This is a genomic window from Proteiniclasticum ruminis DSM 24773 (genome assembly GCF_000701905.1).
GTDB lineage: Bacteria > Bacillota > Clostridia > Clostridiales > Clostridiaceae > Proteiniclasticum > Proteiniclasticum ruminis.
Map to the genome: position 1 here is coordinate 189,790 of NZ_JNKC01000004.1, position 25,941 is coordinate 215,730.

At 41.2% G+C, this 25,941-nt stretch carries 21 protein-coding genes; 8 read left to right on the forward strand and 13 right to left on the reverse strand.

The annotated features are described in order from the left end of the window. The first annotated feature begins 135 nt into the window (after nucleotides 1-135). Nucleotides 136-474, forward strand: coding sequence for a helix-turn-helix domain-containing protein (locus tag T487_RS0105795; protein ID WP_031575196.1), 339 nt, complete (start codon nucleotides 136-138; stop codon nucleotides 472-474). Between the two features lie 48 nt (nucleotides 475-522). Here T487_RS0105795 and T487_RS0105800 read toward each other — a convergent pair whose 3' ends face one another. From T487_RS0105800 to T487_RS0105815, 4 genes are all read right to left on the reverse strand, one after another. Continuing rightward, nucleotides 523-1,536 carry an aromatic acid exporter family protein gene (locus T487_RS0105800; RefSeq protein WP_031575199.1) on the reverse strand — a complete coding sequence of 338 codons (1,014 nt, stop codon included), beginning with the start codon at nucleotides 1,534-1,536 and terminating at the stop codon, nucleotides 523-525. Beyond that, on the reverse strand, nucleotides 1,523-1,987 hold the full coding sequence (locus T487_RS0105805) for a MarR family winged helix-turn-helix transcriptional regulator (RefSeq protein ID WP_031575202.1): 465 nt from the start codon (nucleotides 1,985-1,987) through the stop codon (nucleotides 1,523-1,525). The genes T487_RS0105800 and T487_RS0105805 overlap by 14 nt, the downstream gene beginning before the upstream one ends. 141 nt (nucleotides 1,988-2,128) lie before the next feature. Then, the gene (locus T487_RS0105810) at nucleotides 2,129-3,925 is read right to left on the reverse strand and encodes an FAD-dependent oxidoreductase (RefSeq protein WP_031575205.1); all 1,797 of its coding nucleotides are present in this window, start codon (nucleotides 3,923-3,925) and stop codon (nucleotides 2,129-2,131) included. A 162-nt stretch (nucleotides 3,926-4,087) separates the two neighbouring features. Beyond that, nucleotides 4,088-5,323 carry a MerR family transcriptional regulator gene (locus T487_RS0105815; protein WP_031575208.1) on the reverse strand — a complete coding sequence of 412 codons (1,236 nt, stop codon included), beginning with the start codon at nucleotides 5,321-5,323 and terminating at the stop codon, nucleotides 4,088-4,090. Between the two features lie 285 nt (nucleotides 5,324-5,608). Here T487_RS0105815 and T487_RS0105825 point away from each other — a divergent pair, with 285 nt between their 5' ends. The 5 genes from T487_RS0105825 to T487_RS0105845 all read left to right on the forward strand — a co-directional run bounded on the left by T487_RS0105825 (nucleotide 5,609) and on the right by T487_RS0105845 (nucleotide 10,646). After that, on the forward strand, nucleotides 5,609-6,301 hold the full coding sequence (locus T487_RS0105825; protein ID WP_031575210.1) for a response regulator transcription factor: 693 nt from the start codon (nucleotides 5,609-5,611) through the stop codon (nucleotides 6,299-6,301). Beyond that, nucleotides 6,298-7,776, forward strand: a complete 1,479-nt coding sequence (locus tag T487_RS0105830; RefSeq protein WP_051651545.1) for a sensor histidine kinase — start codon at nucleotides 6,298-6,300, stop codon at nucleotides 7,774-7,776. Before T487_RS0105825 ends, T487_RS0105830 begins: the two co-directional genes overlap by 4 nt. Before the next feature lie 95 nt (nucleotides 7,777-7,871). Next, on the forward strand, nucleotides 7,872-8,966 hold the full coding sequence (locus tag T487_RS0105835; RefSeq protein ID WP_031575216.1) for a WD40 repeat domain-containing protein: 1,095 nt from the start codon (nucleotides 7,872-7,874) through the stop codon (nucleotides 8,964-8,966). A gap of 232 nt (nucleotides 8,967-9,198) precedes the next feature. Then, nucleotides 9,199-10,197: an alpha/beta hydrolase gene (locus T487_RS0105840; protein ID WP_031575218.1), complete on the forward strand. Its 999-nt coding sequence runs from the start codon at nucleotides 9,199-9,201 to the stop codon at nucleotides 10,195-10,197. A 50-nt stretch (nucleotides 10,198-10,247) separates the two neighbouring features. Then, nucleotides 10,248-10,646, forward strand: coding sequence for a 23S rRNA (pseudouridine(1915)-N(3))-methyltransferase RlmH (locus T487_RS0105845; RefSeq protein ID WP_031575221.1), 399 nt, complete (start codon nucleotides 10,248-10,250; stop codon nucleotides 10,644-10,646). Between the two features lie 66 nt (nucleotides 10,647-10,712). Here the strand turns inward: T487_RS0105845 and T487_RS0105850 are convergent, their stop codons facing one another. The 9 genes from T487_RS0105850 to hsdR form a co-directional block, all read right to left on the reverse strand. Continuing rightward, a complete protein-coding gene (locus T487_RS0105850; protein ID WP_031575223.1) occupies nucleotides 10,713-12,566 on the reverse strand; it encodes an FtsX-like permease family protein in 1,854 nt (617 codons plus the stop codon). Further along, complete coding sequence (locus T487_RS0105855) at nucleotides 12,566-13,312, reverse strand: ABC transporter ATP-binding protein (RefSeq protein ID WP_031575224.1); 747 nt, start codon at nucleotides 13,310-13,312, stop codon at nucleotides 12,566-12,568. Before T487_RS0105855 ends, T487_RS0105850 begins: the two co-directional genes overlap by 1 nt. Before the next feature lie 230 nt (nucleotides 13,313-13,542). Next, nucleotides 13,543-14,547 (reverse strand): sensor histidine kinase, encoded by a 1,005-nt coding sequence (locus tag T487_RS0105860; protein WP_031575226.1) that lies wholly within the window; start codon nucleotides 14,545-14,547, stop codon nucleotides 13,543-13,545. Further along, nucleotides 14,522-15,226, reverse strand: coding sequence for a response regulator transcription factor (locus T487_RS0105865; protein ID WP_031575228.1), 705 nt, complete (start codon nucleotides 15,224-15,226; stop codon nucleotides 14,522-14,524). The genes T487_RS0105860 and T487_RS0105865 overlap by 26 nt, the downstream gene beginning before the upstream one ends. Before the next feature lie 359 nt (nucleotides 15,227-15,585). After that, nucleotides 15,586-16,845, reverse strand: a complete 1,260-nt coding sequence (locus T487_RS0105870) for a 5-methylcytosine restriction system specificity protein McrC (RefSeq protein WP_242848021.1) — start codon at nucleotides 16,843-16,845, stop codon at nucleotides 15,586-15,588. Nucleotides 16,846-16,888: 43 nt separating this feature from the next. After that, nucleotides 16,889-18,985 carry an McrB family protein gene (locus tag T487_RS0105875; protein ID WP_036909237.1) on the reverse strand — a complete coding sequence of 699 codons (2,097 nt, stop codon included), beginning with the start codon at nucleotides 18,983-18,985 and terminating at the stop codon, nucleotides 16,889-16,891. A 294-nt stretch (nucleotides 18,986-19,279) separates the two neighbouring features. Further along, a complete protein-coding gene (locus T487_RS0105880; protein ID WP_031575237.1) occupies nucleotides 19,280-20,719 on the reverse strand; it encodes a restriction endonuclease subunit S in 1,440 nt (479 codons plus the stop codon). Further along, nucleotides 20,720-22,189 (reverse strand): class I SAM-dependent DNA methyltransferase, encoded by a 1,470-nt coding sequence (locus T487_RS0105885; RefSeq protein WP_031575240.1) that lies wholly within the window; start codon nucleotides 22,187-22,189, stop codon nucleotides 20,720-20,722. It lies immediately after the preceding gene. A 22-nt stretch (nucleotides 22,190-22,211) separates the two neighbouring features. After that, nucleotides 22,212-24,581, reverse strand: a complete 2,370-nt coding sequence (gene hsdR / locus T487_RS0105890; protein ID WP_031575243.1) for an EcoAI/FtnUII family type I restriction enzme subunit R — start codon at nucleotides 24,579-24,581, stop codon at nucleotides 22,212-22,214. A gap of 590 nt (nucleotides 24,582-25,171) precedes the next feature. Between hsdR and T487_RS0105895 the strand changes: the two genes are divergently transcribed. Both T487_RS0105895 and T487_RS0105900 read left to right on the forward strand, forming a co-directional pair. Then, on the forward strand, nucleotides 25,172-25,528 hold the full coding sequence (locus tag T487_RS0105895; protein WP_051651546.1) for a hypothetical protein: 357 nt from the start codon (nucleotides 25,172-25,174) through the stop codon (nucleotides 25,526-25,528). 56 nt (nucleotides 25,529-25,584) lie between these two features. Beyond that, nucleotides 25,585-25,926: a hypothetical protein gene (locus tag T487_RS0105900; RefSeq protein WP_051651547.1), complete on the forward strand. Its 342-nt coding sequence runs from the start codon at nucleotides 25,585-25,587 to the stop codon at nucleotides 25,924-25,926. Nucleotides 25,927-25,941 lie beyond the last annotated feature (15 nt).

Here is a 25,941-nt window from a genome sequence, read left to right on the forward strand (position 1 = left end):
TATTATACGTTTAAACCGAAATAATTCAATGGATTTTACGCCTGTGGCGTAATTTATCTTTCCTGTAACTTCTTTCATGGTTTTCATTGTAAAATAAACCTGAAATACCAAAATTTACGGAATTTGGAGGATCTTATGAGCATTGGTGAAAAACTGAAAGCAGCCAGGAAACAAAAGAGACTTACTTTGAAAGAAGTCGCCAGTGTCACAAATCTTTCCATCTCTTATATCAGCGATATAGAGCATGGGAAGAGTTTACCCCCCATCGATACCCTCACAAGCCTCTGCAGAGCTCTGGACATCTCCATGTACAGCTTTTTCAAGGAAGAGGAACCCATGTTCCTCCGGGAGACCACACTCCAGGGAGAGCTGACAGAACTTCTCCGGGACTTTTCAGACTGGAGCCCTGAGGATAAAGAAGAGCTCCTCCGTTATCTGAAAGCGAAGAAAGTGGTCAGAGAAGGAGAAGCCTAAGAAAACAGAGAAAACAGAAGATAAAAAATGAAAGATGGAGCGGCCACATCAGGCTGCCCCATCTTTTTTCTGTTTCCAGAAGGTCTCTTTGTCGTACTCAGACAGGTTCTCAGAAAACTTCTTCTTGATTTCCAAAAGCCGCTGAAGATCTCTTATATACTGGTAAAGACTGGATCTGTTCTCAAACTCTTCCCTGGTTTTCGGCAGGTCCTGCTTTCTGAAAATCTCCAGATAGTCACAAAGATCCTCCATGAGCTCCTTTGCTGTATTGATCTCATGGAACTGGTCACTGACCAGTTCTGAAAGAGAAGCCACCAGGCGGTTCTGCTCATAGTATCTGGTCACATGGTTCAGATGATCGCTCATGATTTTCAGCACTTCGTACTGTTTGATCCGCATTTCCATATACCGCACATAATACACAAAGCTTTCGGAGAGGTAGTTGGAGGAAAGCCTCTGGGCTTTGTCCATGCCTCTTTTCAGCGTCGCATCCAGCTTTTGAAGAAGATCTTCTGCCTCATGATCCTTCTTCTGGGTGAGAATGCTTCTAGAAAAACTGAGAAGAATGGCCCGGAAGAGTTCTTCCACTTCCTTCTGGGCAGCCCGGATATCCTTTTCCACACTGGGCATATAAGTATTCAGAAGAAGGGCAATCCCCGCCCCAATGACAAGTATGCCATACTCATTGAGGATCCAGGAAAAAGCCACCGATTCTTCCACCAAGAGGTGGGTCACAAGGACGGTGCTGGGTACAATGCCATCGTTGAGATTCAGCGCCGCCGCCGTGGGGATAAAAAGGAGAAGGTATATGCCAAAGCTCCAGGCAGAGTAGCCTAAGAGAAGAAAAACCGCCACTGCCACCGCCAAAGCTAGGGTTGTGGAGCCCAGTCTCCTTAGGGCAATTTCAATGGATTTTCTCTTGGTGCTCTGGACACTGAGCACTGTGATGACACCTGCAGAAACCGCGTAGGAAAGTCCCACATACTCCGCGATGAGCACCGCTAAGGTGGCGCCAATGGCCGTTTTAAAGGTTCTGTATCCTACATATTTACGGAGCTTCATGTTCATCCAGCCTTTGCATTTTTTTCAGAAGGGTGATGAGGGTTTTCTTTTCTTCTTCACTGAGGCCCTCCATGGACTCTTTCATGATGGAAAGATGCTTCGGAAACACCTCTTCCATGATATCTTTTCCTTTTTCTGTGAGGCTCAGCTGATAAGACCTCCTGTCTCCAGGGGTCGCTTTTTTCACCACATAGTCTTCCTTCATAAGATTCTGTATGACCACGGTCATATTGCCGCCACTGGTTAAAATCTTCTCTGTGATCTCGCAGACCCTCATGTCTCCTTTGTGATATAAAACCTCCAGTACCATAAATTGCGAGGGGGTCAATCCAGAGTCCTTCATGTTCCTCATGGTCTCCTTATGGACCATGGAAAGGCTCCGGCTGAGTGAGATCAGCAGTTTCAGATTGAGATCATGTTCTTTGCCATAACTTTTTTTCTTTATTTCCATACCTTTACTATAATCGAAATCCCGTTTCATTTCAATTGCATCCAATTAAATAGACGGGATTCTTTTTCTCACGCTCTGCATCTGTTATTTTTCTACAGAAAAAAGTGCTGTCTCCAGCACCTTTTCCTGTAGTCAAATGAATTATTTGAGGTTCTCCGCAGCATGCTGTCCTGCGATTCTTCCGCTGGTCAGCGCAAACTGCACTGCGGATCCGGACATGTACACCTGATTGTAGAGAATTTTGTTGGCATTTTCTCCTGTGGCATAGAGGTTCTCGATGATGCTTCCGTCGTCTTTCAGCACCTGGAAAGAATCATTGGTCTTTACCCCGCCAAAGGTCCCCATGGTCACTGGGTAGAACTTGATGGCGTAGTAGGGGGCTTTTTCCACGGAAACAAGATAGTCCTTGGACTTGCCCATGGCGTCCACACCGGACTTCACGCCCTCATTGAAGGTCTTCATGGTTTCTTCTAAAGTTTCCACTGGGACCTTCATGTTTTCTGCCAGTTCTTTGAATGTTTCACCCTTCACCACTTCCTCAGAAGGCATGGCCGCTTCTAAAGCTTTCACAAGGTCTCCATTGGCTTCTGTGGAATCCACCAGGAGCCAGGTGCCCTTTTCTTCAATGAGCTTGTTGGTGGCGATGGAGTAGTGCACTTCCTCGTTCATGAACCTTTCACCGGCGTAATTCACATAAAGCCTTGTCCAGTCCATACCAAGGGCTTGGGTGCCTGGAATCTTGCTGCCGATGCCAACGCCCATGACCCAAGGCTCCTCATATAGAGCAGCGCCGAGCTTTTCTGCCATAACAATGCCGTCTCCGGTGCTTCCTGCAGAAGCCCAGCTAAGGGCAGAGGTTCCTTTGGCTTCCGGCACAAATCTCTCCAGAAGCTCTTCACTCTTGGCAAAGCCTCCTGCTGCAAGGATCACTTTATCTGCATGGACAATGATCTTTCCATTCTTGTCTTTCGCTTCCACACCGATGACTTTTCCGCTTTCATCCACCAGGATGTCCACCACTTCGGTTTCCGTTCTGATTTCTACGCCTTCGCCGGTGATGAAATTCTTGATGTTATTGGTCAGAGTTGTTCCACCTTTGGTGGTGGCGTCACTCTTTGCAAAATGAAGTCTTTTAACTGGATCCAGTCCGAAGCCCATGATGGCAGAGTATTCATGCTTCACGGTATCCACCAGCCACTCTGTGGTGACAACTGCGGCATCCATGAACCGGTCCACAAAATCATAATCCGGATACTTTCCATTTTCATTGGAAGATGCCTGACGTTCTTTCCAAAGCTCCATCCAGGAATTCTTGGAGTCTTCAATGCCTTCTGCTCTTTGGAACTTGGTGTCTGTGGCGGAAATTCCTCCGCCAGACAGTGCAGTGGATCCTCCCGTTGCAGCCAGTTTTTCCAGTACAATCACTTTAGCGCCATGCTCATCTGCTGATGCGGCAGCTACCAGTCCAGCACCGCCGCCACCGACTACCACCACGTCCGTGGTGATCTCAGTGACCTTGGTTTCCTCTTCCTTGTCTGTGGCTGCTTTCAGCTTTTCAGCATCTCCACCTGCTTTGACAATACAAGCTTCTACTGCGGCCAGCAGGGCCTTTGAGGTTACTGTTGCTCCTGCAATTGTATCCACAGCTAGAGTTTGTCCGTCCACAATCTCCGCAGGGATTCTTTCGAGGGGTGTATCGCTGATCCCTGCAGATTCTGTGTGGGACAGCACCTTTACGGATACAATGGCATCCTTGGACAGTTCCACAGAAACCGTCAGGTCTCCATTATGTCCCTTGACGGTTTCCTCATAGGTGCCTGCTGTATAAAGTCCCTTTTCTTCTTCCTTTGGCGCATCGCTTTTCTGGCATCCCGCAAAGCTCATGATCATAAAGACCAGAAGAAGCCCTGCATACCATTTCAGATTTCTCTTTTTCACTTCTGTTTCCTCCCGCATTTTGTTTGATATTTTTCAAACTTATATCTATATGTTAAATTATTGTCTTTTGTCCATGTCAACAGGAAGATTCAGCAGTTTTTCCGTAAAATAACAAAAACCATGGTCTTGACTCCATGGTTTTCTTGATGATTCACTCTTCTCTTATATAGCTTCCAAAACAATGCTTCTCTTCTTCTTTCTTCCATGAATCACCTTCTGATAAAGTGGTTTTCCAGAAAGGAAAGCATCCTCCGGATTCTCCTGATAAGCTGGCCCCAGTGAAGATTCTTTTACCATCTGAAGACCCTGCGCCTTCATCTTCTCCGAATGAAACGTCTCCTCATACCCTTTTACTTCCGGGCGAAGCTCTGACTTTTTCATCTCTGCATAAAGTGACGCGCCCACGTAGTCCCCTTCCTCCTTCAAAAGCGGAAGCACCGGAGTAAGAAGGCACTTTCCCGTTTCTTTTTCAAAGTTTCGTACCATGCCAAAATCCACCAGAAGATCGACACTCTGCTTTTTCAGTGGAAGCTGGTCATAGTCGCAGCAGAGAAAGAGAAACTTCTCATGCTTTGCATAGCATTCCAGATTCCGCTTCAGCTGAAGAATTCTCTCTAAGTCATAATCCACCAGAATATAGGTGGTTTCCTCCCGAAGCTCTTTCAGATACTGCTGAAGGAAAAAGCCCACACAGTTGTTCATCTCCATCATATAGGGAAGGGGCGATTTCACTTCATCGATGCGCTCCATCATAAGACCCATGGTCTGATAAAGATGATTGATGTAGGTATGGCTGGAGTTTTGAAGAAACTCCTCTTTGGTCTGCATTTTCCTGCCACAGTTCATCTTTGTCCGAACAGAAGGCTCATAGACAAAGACCCCTGCACTGATCTTGGCTTCATAGCCGCAATTGCACTGAAAGTCTCCTTCCACCACCATATGATCCACCAGATCCCCTCTTTTAAGTGGAAGCTTTTCCCCGCAGGAGGGACAGTCAAGGATGGAGAGGGCTTCTAAAGGAATCCCCAAAACCCGGTCCTTCTTCTCCTCTTTCTCTACTTTCTCAATCTTTTCCTGAAGGATCCTTTCCAGGCTTTCGGCTTTCTTCCGCATGGCAAAAACCTCTTCCTGCTGCACTCTCAAATGTTTCAGATACTTTTGTCTATAGAGAGCCGAGTCTTCTCCGCTGAGCCTTTTGAGGGTCATAAGTTCCAGGATGGCGCTGAGGGAAAACTGAAGTCCTTTCAGCATTTTGATGGTCTCCAGATCTTCTCCGTCAGAAGAAGTGAAGTAATACTGTTCTCCCCGCTTATGAGCCACCAAAAGACCCTTCTCCAGATAAAAACGCACTGCATCCTGCGTTACCTGATGTTTTTTAGAAAATGCCCCAATCCTCATTGCTTTCCCCCTGGTTTCCTACTATCGTTAAAAATAAATCAAAATAGAATCTCTTTCATTCTACCTTACTGTGAAAGATGTGACAATGAAAATCCGCTGTTCTTTCTACCCTAAGCTCTTTTCCTAAGCCATTTCCCCTACTCATCTGACAAAAATAGACAATGTCATATTTTTGATACATCTCCCCTTCTCTCCTAAAGTACGCTAAAGCTATGAAGCTGTGTGAGTCTAAAGATTCTCCATAAAATAGATGACGCAAAAAAATGTAACGTGAGGTGAACATAGATGAAAGGAAAGATCCTTCTCCTGGAAGATGAACTAAGAATTGCAGAAGCCATTGCCTATGGCCTGGAAAAAGAAGGTCTCACCGTGAAAATCCTCAATACAGGACAAGGTGCCTTAAAAGCCATCGAGGACTTTCAGCCCGATGTGCTTCTTCTCGATGTGATGCTGCCTGGTATGGACGGCTTTGAGATCCTTAAAAGGCTTTCCTATGAAAAGTCTTTTGGAGTCCTCATGCTCACGGCCAAAGGCGAAATCATTGACAAGGTGCTGGGTCTGGAGCTGGGCGCAGACGACTATATGACAAAACCCTTTGACATGAGGGAGCTGCTGGCCCGGGTGAAATCACTTCTCAGACGGGTGGAGGATCTGAAGAGCCAGGAAAAGGACACTTCCTATATAGAGATCCGAGGGGTAAAAGTATACCCTGAAGAACATCGGGTCTACGCCGGGGACACTCTTCTGGACCTTACCCCCAAGGAATATGAGCTTCTGGCTACTCTCTTCCTACACCCTGACCGGGTCTATGAGAGGGAGCAGCTGCTGGATCTCATCTGGGGTATGGACTACATCGGCGGAACCAGAACCGTGGATCTTCACGTGGGAAGACTGCGTAAAAAACTGGGACCCCAATACGCAGATGTCATTGAAACCAAGCACGGTGTAGGATATAAGGTATCAGGTGGCTCCTTATGAAGATAAGCATCAAAGTAAAGTTCAGCCTTTTTCTCCTGACCCTTCTGCTGCTTACGGTGTTTCTTCTTCGGATGTTTATTCTGAGAGGGATCCGGGAGAATCAGAAGATAGAATACGAGAGTTATCTGAAGCAGCAGACGGTTCTTTCCGAAGCTTATCTACGTCAGAGCTTCCTTGCCAGCAGTGAACTCCTACCTGAAGTGTTTCTGAAAGAAAATGCTGAGATTCTCACTAAGGATCTTCTAAGCTACACCGGTCTTGAAACAGCTTTGTTCTCTTTAGAGGGTGCCCTTCTCAGTCCGAGAAAGGAAACCCTCAATGAGGAGACCTTAAAGGAGCTTCTTCCCCATGCACTGGAGGGAAGCACCCTATACCGGGCTCGAGGGAATGACCTTTTTTATCTCACTCCCCTGAGCCTTGAAAATCATCGGGTGGGAATCCTCGCCTTTTACTACTCCCTCCGAAATGAAAACAGCTTCTATGAAAGCACAGCCAGCCGATTTCTCTATGTGGGCGGTGCTGTCTTTCTTGTGACCTTTCTTATCGCCTATCTGTACTTCCGCTCCTATGCCATAGACATCCTCCACCTGAACAGATCCGTAGAAAAAATTGAATCTGGCACCTACGACTTCCCCGTATCCGGAAGATCCGACGAAATCGGGTCTTTAAGCCGCGGAGTCTTCCATATGGGTCAGAAAATCAGGACTACTCTGGACAACATGAGAGAGGAAGAAAGAAAGCTTCAGGAAGCTGTAGAAAAACTGGAGATCCTTCAGAAACAGCAGAAGGAGTTCATCGGTGCCGTGACCCACGAGTTCAAGACACCTCTCACCTCCATCCGGGCTTATCTGGATCTTTTGTCCATGTATCCCGAAGATGAAGCCCTTCTTAAAAAAGCACTATCCGCTATAGAAGAAGATACCGAAAGACTCTATGACATGGTGGAAAAATCCTTGGAACTGTCAAAGCTGGAGCATTACGCCCCTCAAGCAGCCTTAACCTCTCTCCCCCTTCATGAAGTGGTGGAAGAGGTGATCCACAGTCTAAAGGGAAAGATGGAGAAGTTTGGTCTGTCTCTACGCAAAGACATGGAAGAGGTACACATCCTGGGAGATCGGGAAGCGCTCATCATCACCCTCTCCAACCTTCTGGACAATGCCATCAAATATAACAGACCTCAAGGCAAGATCCATCTGAAGGTCTACAGGAAGGATGATGTAGGAATCTTTTATCTGGAAGATACCGGTATCGGGATCCCTGAGAATCTCTCCCAGAGAATCTTTGATCCTTTCTACACCGTAGACAAGAACCGTTCCCGGGAAACCGGCGGTGTCGGACTAGGTCTTTCTCTTGCCATGAAGTATACGGAGCTTCAGGGAGGAAAGCTTCGCCTGCTCTCCTCCTCCAAGGAAGGCACAGCCTTTGAACTCTCCTTTCCGATAGCTCCAGAATCTAATGAAAAGTCCGATTCATAAAATGTTTACTTTTATGCGAAGAATGGATATAACCAGATATTTTATGGAAACAACCTCAAGATATGATAAGGGTAATCAAAAAGGAGGTATCAACTATGAAAAAGAAAAACATCGCCATCACACTACTTGCAGCATTTGCCATGACGGTTGTAGCCGGTTGTGCCAGTGGAAAAAGCCCCGTGGATTCAAATGGAGAAAAACCAGGTGAGGATATAGTGATCATTGGAGAAGAAGGAGAGGAACCTGTTAAAGAAGTCACCGTGGAATCTGTAGAAGCACTGAAAGGTATGGAGATCACCGGCTGGCTGGATGACCACACAGTAATTCTATCCAAAGAGAATCCGGATCTTCCAAAAATGACTGCAGAAGAACTGAAGGATCTTCATCCAAGAAGCCTCTTCATCTATGACCTGGAAAGCAAAGAGTTTACCCTTCTTTTCGGTAAGGCAAACTGGAACTTCTGGGGTGGAGAACTTTCAAAGGACAAAAAGAATGTCTTCTACTATGAATACACCTTTGGAGACCCTGCCTACTTCGTGATGCCAATGGCTTCTGCCAACGGTGGAACCCTCATCGAGGAAGCCATGAGTGGAGAATGGACTTCAGAGAACACCATCATCGGACCATCCTATAAAGGCGGCATTTTCGTAAAGACTCCTGCAGGCAATGTGGAACATGTGGAGGAGCTGAAAGACCTGAGTGTTATTCATGCAGTGCAAGTGAAGGATGCCATCCTCCTTACTGAAGTAAGTTCAAATTCACTGAAGAAATTTGACCTGAATACGAAAGAGATCACCACCCTTCCACTGGAAAATATCTACAGCATTCTTCCTTCTCCAAGCGGAACCCACTTCACCGCAATCATCGGAGACGGGGCCAAGAGCGCTCTTGTTCTCAGTGATGCGGATGCAGGCACAAGAACTGTTCTCGCTGAAGGTATCGCCATCGGTGCAGTAGCATTTTCAGAGGATCAGAGAATGATCTCCTACTATCTGAAGAAGGACGTCAATGGGGCTTCCAATGAGGGCCTGTATGTATATGACCTGCTTTCCGGAACCACCACACTGGTTGCTGTGGATGGAGAGATTCAGAGAAGTGCTTTCAGTGTATCCGGTGAGAAGCTCTCCTACACCAAGTACACAGGTACAGGTGCAGACAGCACTGTTCTTACCCTGGCTCTTCCTGAATAGAACTGATCTATCTGATCAGAAGTTCATCAGGGAACCTTCCATATGGCAACACCAAGGAGGAACCTTTCGGGGTTCTTCTTTTTTACTCTTTATAGCAGATGCTTTCACAGGAACCGTAGATAATTTAAACTGTGGAGAAACATTGGATGCTGAAACCAGCTGTTTTCTGATATGATAATAGAAAGAAATCCCTAGTTTATAAGAAAAACTACGCTAAGAGGTTTTACGAAAAATGAAAAAGAAAGGTGTTACCATGATACTGCTTTATGTACTTACTGCTCTGATCCTTCTGTTTATCGCTCTCTTTTATATTTCTCCAAAACCTACCGCGAAGATGGTCTATAAGCTCTTTGACGGTGGTGTAGCTGTAAAGCCTGAAAACTATGAGGAGATTGAAAAACTGGTATCTGTTGAAAAAGATATCTCCTATGACTCTCAATATAAAAACGGCCATCTGGATATCATCCTACCGAAGAATGCAGAGGAAAAACTTCCTGTAATTTTCTGGGTGCATGGAGGTGCCTTTCTAGGCGGAGACAAGTCTGATATCACAGAGTATGCGGTACAGATTGCAGCCAAGGGTCACGTGATTGTGAACATCAACTATGACTTGGCACCAAGTTCTAAATACCCAACACCTATCTATCAGCTCATGGAAGCTTATAAGTTCGTCGAAAAACGTGCGGACCAGTACCCAATGGACCTGAATAGAATCTACTTTGCTGGAGACTCTGCTGGAGCCCAGATAGTCAGCCAGTTCGTTAACATTCAGGTGGATCAGAACTATGCTCAGTTGGTTAAGATAGACAGAATTCTAACTCCTGACAAGATTAAGGGAACGCTTCTGTTCTGTGGCCCATATGATGTGTCCAGACTTTCGGGAAGCAGCGACAGTGCCATCATCAATTTCATCTTTAAAAGAGTGGGCTGGGCTTATATTGGAGAATGGAACTGGGAAAAGTCCCCAATGGTTAAAGAAGCCTCTGTGCTGGATCATATCTCTCCAAACTTCCCTCCATCTTTTATCACCGATGGAAATACCGGTTCCTTTGAGGATCAGGGGAAGGATCTAGTGAAGAAACTGAAGAGTTATGGAGTGCAGGTCTCTGAAGCTTTCTATAGCAAAGAAGAAGGGAAACTTGGTCATGAATATCAGTTTATCATGAACACCCCACAGGCAGAGAATACCTTGGCGAAAGCCCTGGAGTTCCTGAACGAAACCAAAAAATAGTCTTTTCCATTGTTCTCGTGAGCAAGGAAAGTCCCTATAAAGGAGATACTATGCTGAATATAATGATTGTGATGCCTAAAACAACACTGCCTTCTTACTACGAAAGTGCTTCAAAAGAATATATGAAAAGACTGAAGAGATACTGTACACTTTCTCTTCAGTCTTATGACGAATCTATTTCTCTAGAAAATCTCCTCTCTGGATACCATACCATTCAGGTGTCCACCAAAGGACTACCTAAAGATTCTGTGGAGTTTTCCGAACATCTTCAGGAGCTGTCTCTTGGTGGCAATTCAAAGATTGCCTTCCTGCTGAATGTTCCCTTTGATTCAAAAGATTCGATGAGGTTGTCTTCATTATCACTTAGTCCTGAGCTTTCTTTTGTCTGTATGCTGGAGCAGCTTTATCGGGCGTTTAGGATTTGGAATAATGAGCCGTATCATAAGTAAGACCGGATTATTTAATTTGTGTTTGGTAATCCAAAAATACAAGTTTTGGCAATGAAAACATTAATTTCACTCCATAAGATGCTCTTCAATCTCTGATAAGTATTTCCCTCTAATAAACAAATAGTATAGAATTTGAACCAGTAAAAAACTGCCCATCACTAGAAAAGCGCCACTGGTGACCTCTATCAAAAAGAGGTTCTGAAGTGCTGCCAGAGCAAACGAAGAATGAAGGACAGCAACCACAAATGGGAGTAAAAACAGGATGCCAATCTCCACCGTAACAGTCCTTTTAATTTCCTTGTAACTAAGACCGATCTTATGAAGCTGGATGTATTTTTTTTGATCCGCCTCTTCATCCATGTAGAACTTATTGTAGATAAAGCTTCCGGAGGCTACAAAGAATATGACACCAATGAACGTTGTTAGAAACAGCAGCGTACCATAAGCACTTTTTTCTGATTCATAGATATGAGACTTAGACAGTAATAGGCTGTATTCCTCCTCCTTGTATTTTTCTTCATACCTGTCGTATACTTGGTAACTCTTTGTCCAATCCTCCACCTGATAAATATATATGGCTGAGCTCTCATCTTTTTCTGAAACCATGTTGTAAAGGGCGTCCTTGACAACATAAACATCATCATAAAGAAGAGCAGTGATTCTTGATTCACCTTCACCTATTATCGTAAGTGGGCTGTTAAGAACTTCTAGAAGCGGACTTTTCCTTTCACCATCAGTAGGAATATAAATTGCCTCCCCTATACTGAACTCTATCGGTTTTAGATTCAGCTGATCCGATAATTGCCTATAGGTGCTTTCGCTGATCAAGGTGTGATGTACTTCTGAGTCTACTTCATAACTCACGGTCTTAAGAATGACCTTCTTATAGGAGTACTTCTCTTCTTTTAGAAGATCTTCCAGAAATCTCGTCTGCTCTTCCGCTATCTCTGGTTTCCCTAAAGTAGAATAGACAAAATCATAGGGGTATCTCTTCTCAATACTGTCCAAGTTATTCTTCCAGAATGCAAAACAAGTTCCGATGGAAGTGAACGCAACGGCTGATGTTATGGAGATCAGAAAGAACATTCTTGAATTATCCTTGATCTTATAAAACAGATTGGAAATCCAAAGAAGGTTTGTTTTCTTGAAATAAAAGGAGCGGTTTTTCTTAAGCATCTTGATAAGCCAAATATTAAACTGAGCGAATAGCAGGTAAGTGGCAAGTACAGCCATCGCCACTACAGGCAATAGAATCTTTTCCAGGTTCTCCTTGCGTACGGTTAAAGCGATATAGTAGCATCCAAGAAGAAGTGCAAATCCAAAGAGAGCCAGAAGACTGGATGATTTGGGTGCTGCCTTTGGCGCTTTCGTGGCTTTCAGAAGCCTCAGCACTTCATCTTCTTTTATAATCGCAGAAGTAAAAAATGAAACTAAAATGCCCAAAATGATAAAGAAGGTCAGTGTGATGATAATTGCTGCCATGGGGAAGTAGAAGTCTAAGCTGCTCATCCTGAAAAACCTTTCAATAAGGAGCAAATATATTTTGGAAAACACCAAACCAACGATGATTCCACTCCCCGTTGCAGCTGTATTGATGATGATATTCTCAAGGAAAATCATCTTGTTCATTTGTCTTTTAGTCATGCCGGTGATAAATAACACCCCGAATTCTTTGTATCTGCTTTTTAGAAACACACTGCTGGAATAAAACACAAAGAAAAACAAGAAGAGATATGCGATGACTTCAGTGATGAGAATCGCTGCATTTATGTAAGATTTGAACTGTCCTCTATTGGGGTGAAAAAGAAACATAGAAAAAGAGAAAAACAGTGCTGATGATGTACAAATGCTGAGAAAATAAGCAAAATAAGCCTTCATATTCCTACGGACATTATGGTAGACAAACGAATTGAACTCCATCAATTGTCACCTCCCAGCATAGACAGCACATCTATGATCTCCTGATAAAACTGATGGCGTCTCCCTCCATTATAAATTTCATTGTAAATAGTTCCGTCTTTAATGAAAAGAATCCGGTCACAGTAACTGGCTGCTGCTGGATCATGGGTTACCATGACGGTTGTAACCTTCTCACTTTTATTTATCTCCACAAACAATTCCATGACTGTTTTTGAAGCTTTTGAGTCCAAGTTTCCCGTAGGCTCGTCTGCCAAAAGTAAAGAAGGATTGTGAATCAAAGCTCTGGCTATGGCAGTCCTTTGGGCTTCTCCGCCGGAAACTTCAAATGTTCTTTTATCAAGAAGCTTTTCTATTTTGAGTATTTCAGCTACTTTTTTCAATCTTGTGTCCTGTTCTTTGACAGGAACAGAGTCCAGCGTCAGCGGAAGAACAATATTTTCCCCCATGGTCAATGTGTCTAAAAGATTGAAATCCTGAAATACAAAGCCGAGCTCTCGTCGTCTGAATAAAGAAAGATCTTCGCCTTTCAAAGACAAGGTGCTCTTTCCCTTTATAAGAACATCCCCTGCTGTGGGTCTGTCTATGGTGGAGATCATATTCAGCAATGTTGTCTTTCCACTCCCGGAAGGCCCCATAATTCCTACAAACTCTCCATCTGATACCGTAAAACTGATATTGTTCAATGCGTTGAACAGCACTTTCTTGCCATATACTTTGCTGAGACTTTTAATATTTAATAGTTCCATTTTAACGACTCCTCTTCATTTTCTGCAAAACACCCATCTCTCATTTATCTGATTGATAAAATCCTTCTTTCTCTTCTGTTCCAGGTGCTTCTATGTTTTATTATAGTGAGTGCCTTTCATCAATGCCATTGACCTTTCTTACACGCACCTTACATTCATGTAAGGTTTGCTTTGATAAACCTGTCTCGGTATATCAAAAAAGAACATATATTGGTCCTCATACATGTTCTTTACTGGAAACTATTGAATTCATCCGTTTTAGAAAATATGAGGCGAAGTGTCGTACCCTTGCCTGATTTAGACTCAATTTCCACTTTATGATTTAGATGTTCACAAATCCTTTTGACAATGTATAGCCCCATTCCAGTGGACTCGCCGTGGTTTCTGCCATTTTCCCCGGTGAAGAAGGGATCGTAGACTCTTTTTAGATCTTTTTCGGGTATGCCGATGCCCTCGTCAATAACTTCCAGAATAATGTTATTTTCTTTGATCAGTCCGCTAAAATACATTGTTTTGCCTTTTCCCTTTGCGTACTTTATGCCATTTGTAATGATTTGCTCCAACACAAATTTTAACCACTTGCCATCTGTATGAATTTCAAGTGCCCCATCAATATCTACTTTGGGTATGATTCTGCTTTTGATAAAGAGCTTCTTCTCGTTGTTGACGGCGTCTACAACCAACTGCCGTAGGCTGAGTTTTTCTATGACATAATCTTTTTCAAAAGCCTCCACTCGTGCCAGGTATAAGGCAAGGTTGAGACTCTTATTAATTTTCCTTACTTCCTCACTGATCTCTTCTGCAAGGGGTTCTCCACCATATTCTTCAAGCTGAAGCTGTATGATGGACAGAGGAGTCTTCATCTGATGAACCCATGTGTTGATAAAAGCAAGATGCTCTTTCTGCTTTTTATCATACTCCTGTATTTCTCCTTGGTAACGTCTATGTTGCTGGTTTAGTAGACCTGAAAGATTCTTTCCGATAACCGTGGTTCCGAGGGTTGTATTTGATGCTCCACTAGAATTTAATCCGTTTTCAAAAAGCTTATAAATCTCTTGGGTCTTGTGATATCTAATTGCTAAAAAACATAGAAGAATAAAAGAGTTCACAATGATGAGATAGAAAATATCCGATCGCTCAATATAGTTCATGAGTTCGCAGTAAAGGATTGTAATTACGGTGCCAATGAAATATGTAGTGATGTAGGCTTTATTGTCCTTCAAAAATAGTTTCATTTAACTTATAGCCAACTCCTCTCACTGTCTCTATTCCATTTTCGATATCAAACTCCTGAAGTCTTCTCCTTAACCGGGTCACATTGACATTTAAAGTATTTTCCTCCACAAACGCTGTATCATCCCACATTTTTTCCAATAAATAATCCCGGTTTACTATTCTTGGATATCTTCTCATGAGGCATTCCAGTAGTATTCCTTCTTTCTTCGTGATTATTGTGCTTTGATTTTTAAACCTTAGTTCTAGTCTTTCCGGATAAAGCTTCAGATAGCCCAGCTCTATAATGCGTTCTTCCGTAATGGTTGCATAATTGCCGTAAGCTCTTCTTATATGACTTTTTATTTTCGCAAGCACCACTTCTGAATAGAAGGGTTTCGTTATATAATCATCTGCGCCATTCTCCAGGGCCATTACCTGATCCATTCCACTTTCCCTTGCGGATATGAAGATTATGGGAACTGTGGATGTTTCCCGTATTCTCTTGCACCAGTAAAATCCATCAAATTTAGGTAAGTTCACATCCATTAATACTACATCAGGTTTGAAAGAATCAAATTCTTCTATGATGGAGCCAAAGTCCTGAACAACTTTGATGATAAAGCCATACTTCTCTATATAATCGCTTAAAAGTTTTCCTATGGATGCATCATCTTCAACAATATATATCTTTTGTTTCATTGTTCGTACCCCTCTAAGCTTTATATTGTTCATTGTGATTGCAGCTTTGGTGATAATCTTACTGGATAATTTACTTGCTAGATCCCTTTACTTCATGACTAGCAAGTAAATCATCTGTATTACGCTGAGAGTGTTTGGAATAGCGTAATGTGAGCCGCTTCATATTATGAATACTATAATTAAGATCTCATCAATAATCTAACCCTTCTTTATTTGGGCTATGCTATTGTTTTCATCACCAATGCTATAAACTCTCATACTTGTACTTTATATTTTCCATTCATTCTTTTGTATTTGGTAACAGTTCATTTCATTCATGCAAAGCATCAATCTGGCATGAGAAATACTCTCTAATAGCCTCACATAATAACCTCAAGGATTTCAATGAATTCTTTTTCATTTGCTTTCATCCTTGCCGTGAAGTCATCATACTGTTTTGCGGCATTAGGAATCTTTAGACCATGCTTTGTAACGCTGACATCTCCTCTTGGAGTGACATTTTTTTCGTAAGTTGACCCGCTATTCATCCAGAGTTTTAAACCATCCTGAGTATTAGATTCTGGATAAAGATAGAATCCTTCCTTAGCATCAAATCTAAACATATAGGCTAGGACCTGCAAATAATCTCTATTGCCAATGTTATCAATGGGCTTGTACTTTGCGTCAGCAATAACTCGATTCTCATTGTTTTTGCTGATAAAATCTGGATAAATCAATCCTATGTTTCCGGTGAACAGGCGCTGTGCCCCTTTACCTCCCTTGTTCATAGGATGATAGAAACTATCTTTAATCAATAAATTGATATACTCTTCCCACAACCAAGCTCCATCGAACAAGATTCCATAAACTTGCCTCATACCTGAACCAATCTGGTGTTTTTCATGCTGCAAGATGAGAATGCATAAATACTGTAACGCTCGGTACTCACGATAATAGGCATGTCTCACGGCATTTTGCTTGTTCTCGGTAATAACCTTCCTCTTGTCATAAGGCTCATAGTTAGGAGTTGCATCAATAACGAGCTTCACTTCATCTTTTACTTTAAAAAGAAGCTTATTCCCATAAGGTTTTCTTTTAATAAACTCGATGGTATGCCTTATCAGTTCCATCAGATGGTTATCATATGAGTACTCCCTCTGGCTATAAGCCACATTCCCAGTAAAGGGTATATTCTTTGATATATGCTTTGGAATATTTACTGTACCCTTCACATTGATGTTATTGTACTGGTTCCGAACATAAGTCTTATAGGCTCCTTTTCGCAAGGCAGTAGTTAAATAGATCGGAAAGAGGAATAAGAGAAGACTATATAATCTTCTATCCTGATTTGCATCCGTGTCTACATCCAGGATATTGGGGAAATCAAGAACTCGTTCCAGCAGATACTGGAAGAAAAAATCGTTCTTACCGGTACTAAAACGCGACTCGATGACAAGACGCTCGTTTCCACAACCAATGAATCCCATGACATTTCCAGTTCGATAAGAATCATTGATACTCTGTAAAATCAACTGTTCTTTCACCAAATCCTCTGTATCAGAAATGAGTTCAGGAAATACGAATACACCTTCACGTTCAAGCTGTTCCAAAGTCTTATTCGCAATTTTATTTGTAATCATGCTATAGTCCGAGAATCTCTCTTTACTGATCTGAGCATTGTCCTTAATCTTGAGCTGCTTCATCTACACTACCATCCTCTGGTCTCACATATCCATATGCCTTGGCAAATCTCTCCATGATTCCTTTCTCATCATACATACCATGAACATAGTCCTGCAGCAGTGGCTGGAGGTAATCTGTCCATAGCTGATCAAAGTTCAGTGTTTTCAGCTTTAAGAAGTATGATGCACCAATCTGGTAGTTTTCATTAAGATCTTCCACGTTAGCAATTTCTTTATTGAGTGCACTCATACGACGGATTGCTTCTACCTGAAGTTCTTCATCATCCAAAGTTGAAAGCATCTCAAGATTTTCATCTGCACGTAATTCAATAAAGCGGAATCTTCGTCTCATTGCAAAATCAAAACTGTCAACAGATCTATCAATATCATTCATGGTTCCTATGATATAGACATTGTCGGGAATAAAAAACTTCTCTTCTGGATTCTCATGAAGATTCACATACTGTGTAGATACTTCTCCGGATTCACCACGATATCCAGGATCAACGGAAAAGAAAAGTTCCCCGAAAATCTTTGAAATCTCACCACGATTGATCTCATCAATGATAAAAACATACTTTTTCAGTTCTACTGGCTTTGCGTTGATAATTGGTTTTTGCATTTTTCTTGATTTGATTGCGTGGTATATGGGAAGTTCGTAAGAGTTCTCTTGCGTACCAAATCTCTTTCCAAAGAACTCTGTCACGTCTTTGGCCTTTTCAAATCTCATTGAAGATTCAAGCATCTTCTGAATGTTTTCTCTATAGATAGAAAGCGTCTTCGCCGTTTCATTCTCAGGAATGGTTACATTAATATATTTATCATCATAACTCGTAATATAGAACTCGCGTCCCCTGATTGTTTTTAGCTTTTCAGCATCGTTGCTGTCCAAATCAAGATCTTCCAGATACTCCTCGATCATGTTCTGAGCGGATAACTCTTTTTCAATTACTTCTTTGGGTTTCTGAAAATCTTCATAGTTTTTTCTAGCCCTCTGGACAAACTTTTTGAACACTCCATCTTTCAGTTCAAATCCCATAGATCCATCATCATTGAGTTTCGGACGTAATCCTTCTACAAAGTCCGTATAGTCATAACTAGGATGGAACTGTACAAATTCTACCTGATTGCGTTGTTCTGCAGTCAGCATCGTAAACTGATCAAAGTACCCATTACTGATAATATCTGTGGCAATTTCCTTTGCTAAATAGGACTTCCCTGTTCCTGGTGCACCACGAAATATGACATTTTTTGATTCTATGAGCATAGAGGAGTAAGGATTTCTGTATCCTTTAAACTCCTGTACCAGTACCTCACTAATCGCTACTTCCGTCTTCTCTTTCTCGCTCTCCTTTTCTTCTTTCTCTCTATAAAGGAGCACAAACTGATCTCCAGGTTTTCCAAAACGTTTTAGACACTCCTGAACGAAGAGAATAGTAGAGAAAATATTCCAGCAGTAGATGAAAAACTTTCTGCCATTATCATAAGCATAAACCAAATATTCAATGGTATTTTTATAGTTCTTGAATTCCTCAATACTTGTGAAAATACCTCTATACATAGTTCCATTTTCATTATACCTGCACACCGGAAAGTTCTCTCGATCTTCTACAGATAAGCCTACAATCTGTTTCTCAAAAACCTGAAATGCAATTCGTGCCATGGTTTGATTCGTGTTTCTTCTTTCACCTTTGTTATAAGCACGCTTTATAATCGTCTCATCCGCCTTTTTGAAATAGGTATCTAGAGGTTTATAGTTATCACCAGCACCTAAATCATCCATAGAAAATCGTTCATCCGTTGACTTAATACCATCAGCAGTAATGATCAATTCAAACTTCTCAAACTTTGAATGAATAGTATATCCTCTATTCTCAAAAAAGTTCTTTGCTTCTACTGCATTGAAGCCATCCACTGCAATCTTCGATCCATTCGCAAGATGATCCGCAATTGCTATTACATATTTAGGTGGATACTTTTTGCCATTTTTCGTAACCAGCTCATACTTCGTACTCTCGTTTTGAATCGGTACTCCGTGTTCATCTATGTACTTCAATGCCTTAAGAATATCCTGTTCATTGATTTTGGGAATAGCCATATACTTACCTCCAACTAAACTCGTTATGTAATTTCTCTTGGACCATTCTTAGGATTACCATGTACTCTATAGCTCCATCCCTATCAATCTATTAATCGGAGCTACTGATGGAGTTTTGAATCTCGAGAAATAATCAAGTAGATTTTTTGAGTCTACAGCAAATCATTCTTTTGAATATTACTATAGATGAGGCCACAGAGATTGCATTTAGGTTATGGTACGGCGAACCGTATCATAAGTAAGTGCGGTTTAACCTAAGTCTGTGCCAATTAGCTAAAAAAACATTCTATGTATTTAGTCTTTTTTCTTTTTTAGTTGTTCTACGTAAGGAATTATTTCTTCTATTTTCTCCACAATACGTTTTTGTTCTAATATCGGTGGTAGTGGAACTGGTATAGTATTTAGATTAGCTTGATTCATCTTTGGTTGCGCTGTTCCAGTTACGTATTTAGCCAAGCTAATTGCATTGATATAGTACATTACAAACTCTAAGTGAATGTAATCACCACAATCAATTACATGAGCATGATTATTAACCCAATACTTCCCTTCTGCTAAGAATGCAATTGGTTTGCTCCTAGTCAATAAGTTTGCTCCATCTTCACCAATTAACATCAACTTCTCATCAAAAATAAATTTATCAACTTTGTCGATCACACCGGAAGCACCGTAATAATCATATATTTTCTCTAGCTTTTCTCTATGTGAAACTGAAAGTGGAATTCTTTCAGAATCTCTATTAATCATAACATCCCCAAACCTAACCCATTTCCAATTCTCCGGGATATCATATGGAATCTCGTCTTCCGTAATTTCTGGTGGCTCTTTGGTCTTTTTAATCTTGCCTTCCTTGATCAGCTTTTTCTTTTCATCTTGAATCTGTTTATAAAGATCTTCTGCAGTTCCATCTTCTTCTCGCTGCTCTACCAACTTGCCTTGGATGGCATACTGCAAAATAGACTTTTGCATATCTTCAGGGAACTTTTTATTCAACACCTCCACTTCAGAATAGGCTGCATTATATTTTTCTACATAAGGCATGAGCTCTTCTATCTTTGCTACAATGCGCTTTTGTTCTTCTAGTGGAGGAAGGGGAACAACCGTAAGGCCAAATTCGCTTCCAGATATCTCCTTGAATGTTGTACCAGAAGCTCTACTGATAATCTCATTAGTTCTAGATATCAAGCAATAGTACATATATTCATTAATTCTAAGTTCGTAAGGAACTAAAGACTTAAATCCTTGGTTTGTAGCTAAATCATTATTTGCAATTGCAATATAACCTATAGGAGCACGACTTGAATATATAATTGTTCCTCTAGGCATTAATCGTGCTGAGGAGCCTTTTAATCCTTTTTCAGTGATAAAGCGTTCTCCATTTTCAACATACTTACCAGGTACAAATTTCATATCAGCAGGAGTCAACCAAGGAATATTTCCACCGTTCCAAAACTCACTATTTCCAGTTTTAGGTGTTCCCCCTCCAACTATCTCTCCAATTTCGCCTATCCTAACCCATTCCCAGCTCTCAGGGATATCAAAAGGGATCTCATCTTCCTTGATTTCCGGTAGTGCTTTTTGTTTTTTAATTTTACCTTCTTTAGCCAACTGATTCTTTTGAATATCTATCTTCTCTAATAACTCTTTTGCAGTACCTTCTTCTTCTCTTTGTTCTACAAGTTTTCCCTGTATAGCCAGTTGAAGGATGCTATTTTTTAAGTCCTGTGCATTCATTTAATTACCTCCAAGCATAGAAGTAATCTGTTCTAATACATGATCAATTTCCGCACTGAGGGATGCCCGCTTCTCCTGGTATTCTTGAATCAAATCCATTGGCTCAAGGATTACTTCTTCTTCATGGGGGAATCCGCAAAGATCAATGTTATAGCTTCTTTCTACAATTTCATCAATGGCATATCTCTTTGCTTTAGGGAATCCATCTACTTCAATTTCTTCTCTGTTCTCCCACCAGTTTTGGGCATCATTGAAATGCTCCAGCTTCATAGGTCTGGTTTTGGAGAAGTTCTTGTATCCTTCCGGCATATCCAATCTGTAGAACCAGGTTTCTTTTGTGGGTTCAGTATTGTCAAAGAACAGGATATTGGTTCTGATGGATGTGTAAGGTGCAAAGACGCTGTGGGGCATTCTTACTACTGTGTGAAGATTGAACTCACCGAACAGTTTTTTCTTGATATTGAACTTCGCATTATCTGTACCAAACAGGAACCCATCGGGAATGATTACAGCACACCTACCATTTTTCTTAAGCCTGTACATAATCACATTCATAAACAGATCTGCTGTTTCAGAGCTTCTTAGCTCAGTTGGGAAGTTAGACTTCACACTATCCTTCTCACTTCCACCGTAAGGAGGATTCATTAAAATCACATCGAAAGGTTCCATCTTTCTCATATCTTTGTAATCCATCTCCAGTGCATTACCATGTAAGATATTCGGATCATCAATATCATGAATCAGCATATTGGTGACACACAGCATATGGGGTAGTGCCTTCTTTTCAATTCCATATACTGACTTGTTGTAGATTTCTCGATTCTCTAGTGAGTTTTCCACTTGTGTTTCCAGTTCTTTCAATGCAGAAGTCAAAAAACCACCAGTACCACAGGCAAAATCTCCGATTTTATCACCCAGGACAGGTTTCACCACTTTCACCATAAAATCCGTCACCGCTCTAGGTGTATAGAACTCACCTGCATTACCGGCACTCTGAAGATCTTTCAGGAAGGACTCATAAATAGTACCAAACTCATGACGTTCCTTGTATTCTGTAAAGTCATTCTCATCAATGATGTTGACCACTTGTCTCAGCAGCACCCCATCCTTCTGATAGTTGTTGGCATCCTCAAAGGCATAGCGGACAATGACTTGACTCATGGGTGTGTTTTCATCAATCTCCAGATTCTTAAAAGTTGGAAATAGGGTGTTGTTGACAAAATCAAGGAGAGCATCTCCTGTGAGTGCCTCCCCATCTTTTCTATCTACTGCCCAATCTCTCCACTTAAGCCCTTTGGGAATAATGGATGTATAGTTGTCATTTATCAGTTCCCAGGTTTCTTCTTTTGCATCATATATTTTCAGGAATAGAATCCACACAATCTGCTCAATTCTTTGGGCATCACCATTGACACCTGAGTCGTTTCTCATCACATCTTGAATTCTTTTTACAAAGTTACTAATCGCCATTTTATCTTACCTGCTTTCTCAGTTATGCATAATATATTTCGTTTTCTAATTCCTGTACTGCCTTTTGGTAGGCTTCTTTTCCACCAAAAGCTTTGACTATTTTCATAGGACTACCGATTTTTTGAAACTCCTTCAATTGGAGTACTTTTGTATCTTCAATCTCTTTGATACCATCATCTGCATACTTATCCAGTAGTGCTTCAATGACTTGCTTAGCTATATCCGAATACTTGTAGAGATAATGTCTTTTCTTAACATTCTCTGCACGTTCCTTCTTTGTTAGTGGGGCTTTATCATATGCTATATGACAGATGAGATCAAAATCATCAAGATCCGTTTTCCCGAGCTCTTGCTTTACAGCTTCCAGAAGTACCCCATCATCTTGTAGTTCATCAATGATGGCTTGTTTCTTTTCAGCTTCCGTCCAAGTACGAAGGAACTCATCCAGCCTTGAATACTGCTCAAGGATATTTTTCTTCGTATAGTCGATAAGACTTTCTGTAATAAGCTTTCCGTCTTTATCTACGTACTGAACACGTTCAGACAGCACTTTTACAAGCACATCACCCACATAATATTTTCTTGGCTTGTCATCCCATTCACCATCGCCTCCGCCGTCTCCTCCACCATCGCCATCTTCAGGTATCTCTCCATCAGGATTGTCAGGGTTATCAGGATTGTCTGTGGGATCATCAGGACCAACTGGTGGATCTTCTACTGGATCCTTTTCATCAAGATCAATGACAACTTCTGGTTTTCCGTCGAAGGCAGGATCTGCAAAAAGTCTACTAGCATTCCTGAAGTCCATGATGGAGAAGTATGTCTTTCCATAATCTTCCAAAAGACGTGTACCTCTACCAATAATCTGCTTGAATTCTGTCATACTGTTGATGTTGTTCTCCAACACAATGAGTTTACACATCTTGGCATCCACACCAGTGGTCATGAGTTTACTGGTCACAGCAATAACCGGATAAGTGCTTTCTTCATCAATGAAGTTTTCCAGTTGTGCCTTTCCTATCTCATTATCCCCGGTAATACGCATGATGTATCGGTCATTCTCAGCATAGAGATCCTTGTTTTCATTAATCAGCGCTTGACGCATACGTTCAGCATGTTCAATATCCACACAGAAAACAATCGTCTTACTAAATCGATCGGTGTTTTTTAAGAATTCGGTAATCTTAGAAGCTACCACTCTTGTTCTATCATCAATGACCAGGTTTCTATCATAGTCCTTAGCATTATATTCGCGATCCTCAATCTCATAACCATATTTATCAACTTTACCAGCTTCTGGTCGATAGCCTTCAAGATCTTTATCAAGACCTATACGAATCACTTTATAAGGTGCTAGAAAACCATCTTCAATCCCCTGCTTCAATGAATACTCATATATTGGCTCTCCAAAATAGGTGAAACTGGAGGCTTCTTTTGTTTCTATAGGTGTCGCTGTTAACCCTACATGCGTTGCTGAGGAAAAGTAATCCAAAATTTTCCTCCAGGCTGATTCTTCTTTCGCACTTCCTCTATGACACTCATCGATAACAATCAAGTCAAAGAAGTTCGGCTGAAACTGCAGGAATGCTTCTTCACCATCATCACCTGCAAGTTGCTGGTACAGTGCAAGATAAATTTCATAAGAGCTATCAAGATTCTTGTTCTGTACCTTGGTCATCTTTCCACTGAATGGTTTAAAGTCTCCGGTCATGGTCTGATCAATCAATACATTACGATCAGCTAAGAATAGGATCTTCTTCTTTATCCCTGCTTTCCAGAGTCTATAAATAATCTGAAAGCTCATGTAAGTTTTCCCGGTTCCTGTTGCACAAACGAGTAATGCTCGATCTTTCCCTTTAGCTACTGCATCTACAGTCTTATTAATGGCGACTCGCTGATAATACCTTGGAGTTTTGTAATTGGGTATGTAGTAATAGGGCTCCAGTATTACCTTTTCCTCAATCTCATCAATCCCTTTATCAATACGATACCTTTGGTACAAGCTTTCTGGTGATGGAAAGTCTTCAAGACTCAGCTCATTGACCTCACCAGTTATGAGGTTCTGTTCCACAAATCCGTCACCATTGGATGCATAGACATATGGAATGTCAAGTATTCTGGCATAATCAATAGCTTGCTGAAGTCCTGCGCCTACAGGTTTTTTATTGTCTTTTGCTTCTACAATAGCCAATGGAAAGTTGTTCTTGTATGACAGGAGATAGTCTGCACTTTTCTTTCTACCCCTAGCTGTGATGTTACCACGTAAAATAATACGCCCTGCGGTAAAAGCGTACTCCATACGTATCTGCTTGTTATTCCATCCTGCATTCTGAATGGCAGGTGTGATATACCTTAATTTAATATCTTCTTCAGACAAATGACTTTTCCCCATAAACTTTCGCCCCTTTCATTTTATTCAATCGAGTTTAAGATCTATGAAGTTCTTTTTGAAACATGAAGGCACCTGTAAATTCTACTCTGGCTCTCCATACTCACCAACTCCTCTTAATTAAAAACAGAAATGATACAGTAAGCACTTGCACCTCAGTCATTTCAGATCAGCTCTACACTTCATCTCTCCTACCAACCCCATGTTTTTCATAGTTAATTACCATAAGAACCGTATCCCATGATGTATGCCATAGTTAAGAATATTGTAACATATTACTTAACAAATCTGATGGGAAACCTTACATTATCACCTGATTGAGTATCATCTCATCTACACCTTTGCTTATTCAGGTAAATATAATCATGACATCTCTATTACCAATTCTCCCCTACTCATCGGAATCTTAGTTTTTTATGAAACTAGTAGTTTTCTCTAATCTTATCCTATCAGTTCCACTGTCCATTTTTCAGTACACCCTGAATCAAACTATCTCTTCAAATATATATTATTCCTTTGATGAAGCATAAGTAGGAAGTACACGGAGCACACTTCTACTACTTTACTCATGAAAAAATGATTGGAGGAAAGCCATGATTAAACTACTATACGTATCAGACATATCAAAAATCGCACACCTAGAAGAAGACGTCCGAACTTACGCCCTAGAAGCGCTCACTATTCTAGATGAAGAATACGGAACAGACCGAGATCCTATCACTGACCTTGGTGGCTATGTAGTCATTCTGGAAAATCCAGAAGATATTCAGGAACTGGAAGAACTTCACAACATCGACCTTACAAAGAACCCTAGTCCTGAATTTGTAGACTTCATCTATCCAGAGAGAGGCCCTCGTTATACTGCTTCACTCTTTCTACTCAGCTCCGACTATGGAATCATCATCATCCTTCCCTATAACATGACTCCAAAAGTAATACTGAAAAAGTAAACGGACATGAACCTTCTAATGAGGCTCATGTCCTATTTATGTGAAAGGAGAAAACTATGCCAAACAAAACTGAACTCATCAAAGACACCAAGTACTGCGAGATCCATAATCAAGGAAGATACGTGGACAACAACTACACCTACTGTATTGAGAAAATCTATGTGAAGAAACTGAAGCGATTCGAAATCAGATTCAGTCTCTACAAAGACCTCACTGGACATCCGGAAAAATATATTGCAAGATCTCTGGACGTGACCGAACTGGAATTAATCTCACTACTGAAAGACGCCATAGAGAAAAATGTATTCACCTCTGAAATGATTGATGAAATGTCAAAACTTCTAAGTTCCTCAAAGAAGAATTCTATAACTTATTATCATACGTTTATTTATTTGTAATCTATACTTAATAAT

Coding starts and splice junctions, on each gene's coding strand:
- T487_RS0105795 (WP_031575196.1), top strand. CDS start 136: ATGAGCATTGGTGAAAAACTGAAAGCAGCCAGGAAACAAAAGAGACTT.
- T487_RS0105800 (WP_031575199.1), bottom strand. CDS start 1,536: ATGAAGCTCCGTAAATATGTAGGATACAGAACCTTTAAAACGGCCATT.
- T487_RS0105805 (WP_031575202.1), bottom strand. CDS start 1,987: ATGGAAATAAAGAAAAAAAGTTATGGCAAAGAACATGATCTCAATCTG.
- T487_RS0105815 (WP_031575208.1), bottom strand. CDS start 5,323: ATGAGGATTGGGGCATTTTCTAAAAAACATCAGGTAACGCAGGATGCA.
- T487_RS0105825 (WP_031575210.1), top strand. CDS start 5,609: ATGAAAGGAAAGATCCTTCTCCTGGAAGATGAACTAAGAATTGCAGAA.
- T487_RS0105830 (WP_051651545.1), top strand. CDS start 6,298: ATGAAGATAAGCATCAAAGTAAAGTTCAGCCTTTTTCTCCTGACCCTT.
- T487_RS0105835 (WP_031575216.1), top strand. CDS start 7,872: ATGAAAAAGAAAAACATCGCCATCACACTACTTGCAGCATTTGCCATG.
- T487_RS0105840 (WP_031575218.1), top strand. CDS start 9,199: ATGAAAAAGAAAGGTGTTACCATGATACTGCTTTATGTACTTACTGCT.
- T487_RS0105845 (WP_031575221.1), top strand. CDS start 10,248: ATGCTGAATATAATGATTGTGATGCCTAAAACAACACTGCCTTCTTAC.
- T487_RS0105850 (WP_031575223.1), bottom strand. CDS start 12,566: ATGGAGTTCAATTCGTTTGTCTACCATAATGTCCGTAGGAATATGAAG.
- T487_RS0105855 (WP_031575224.1), bottom strand. CDS start 13,312: ATGGAACTATTAAATATTAAAAGTCTCAGCAAAGTATATGGCAAGAAA.
- T487_RS0105860 (WP_031575226.1), bottom strand. CDS start 14,547: ATGAAACTATTTTTGAAGGACAATAAAGCCTACATCACTACATATTTC.
- T487_RS0105865 (WP_031575228.1), bottom strand. CDS start 15,226: ATGAAACAAAAGATATATATTGTTGAAGATGATGCATCCATAGGAAAA.
- T487_RS0105870 (WP_242848021.1), bottom strand. CDS start 16,845: ATGATTACAAATAAAATTGCGAATAAGACTTTGGAACAGCTTGAACGT.
- T487_RS0105875 (WP_036909237.1), bottom strand. CDS start 18,985: ATGGCTATTCCCAAAATCAATGAACAGGATATTCTTAAGGCATTGAAG.
- T487_RS0105880 (WP_031575237.1), bottom strand. CDS start 20,719: ATGAATGCACAGGACTTAAAAAATAGCATCCTTCAACTGGCTATACAG.
- T487_RS0105885 (WP_031575240.1), bottom strand. CDS start 22,189: ATGGCGATTAGTAACTTTGTAAAAAGAATTCAAGATGTGATGAGAAAC.
- hsdR (WP_031575243.1), bottom strand. CDS start 24,581: ATGGGGAAAAGTCATTTGTCTGAAGAAGATATTAAATTAAGGTATATC.
- T487_RS0105895 (WP_051651546.1), top strand. CDS start 25,172: ATGATTAAACTACTATACGTATCAGACATATCAAAAATCGCACACCTA.
- T487_RS0105900 (WP_051651547.1), top strand. CDS start 25,585: ATGCCAAACAAAACTGAACTCATCAAAGACACCAAGTACTGCGAGATC.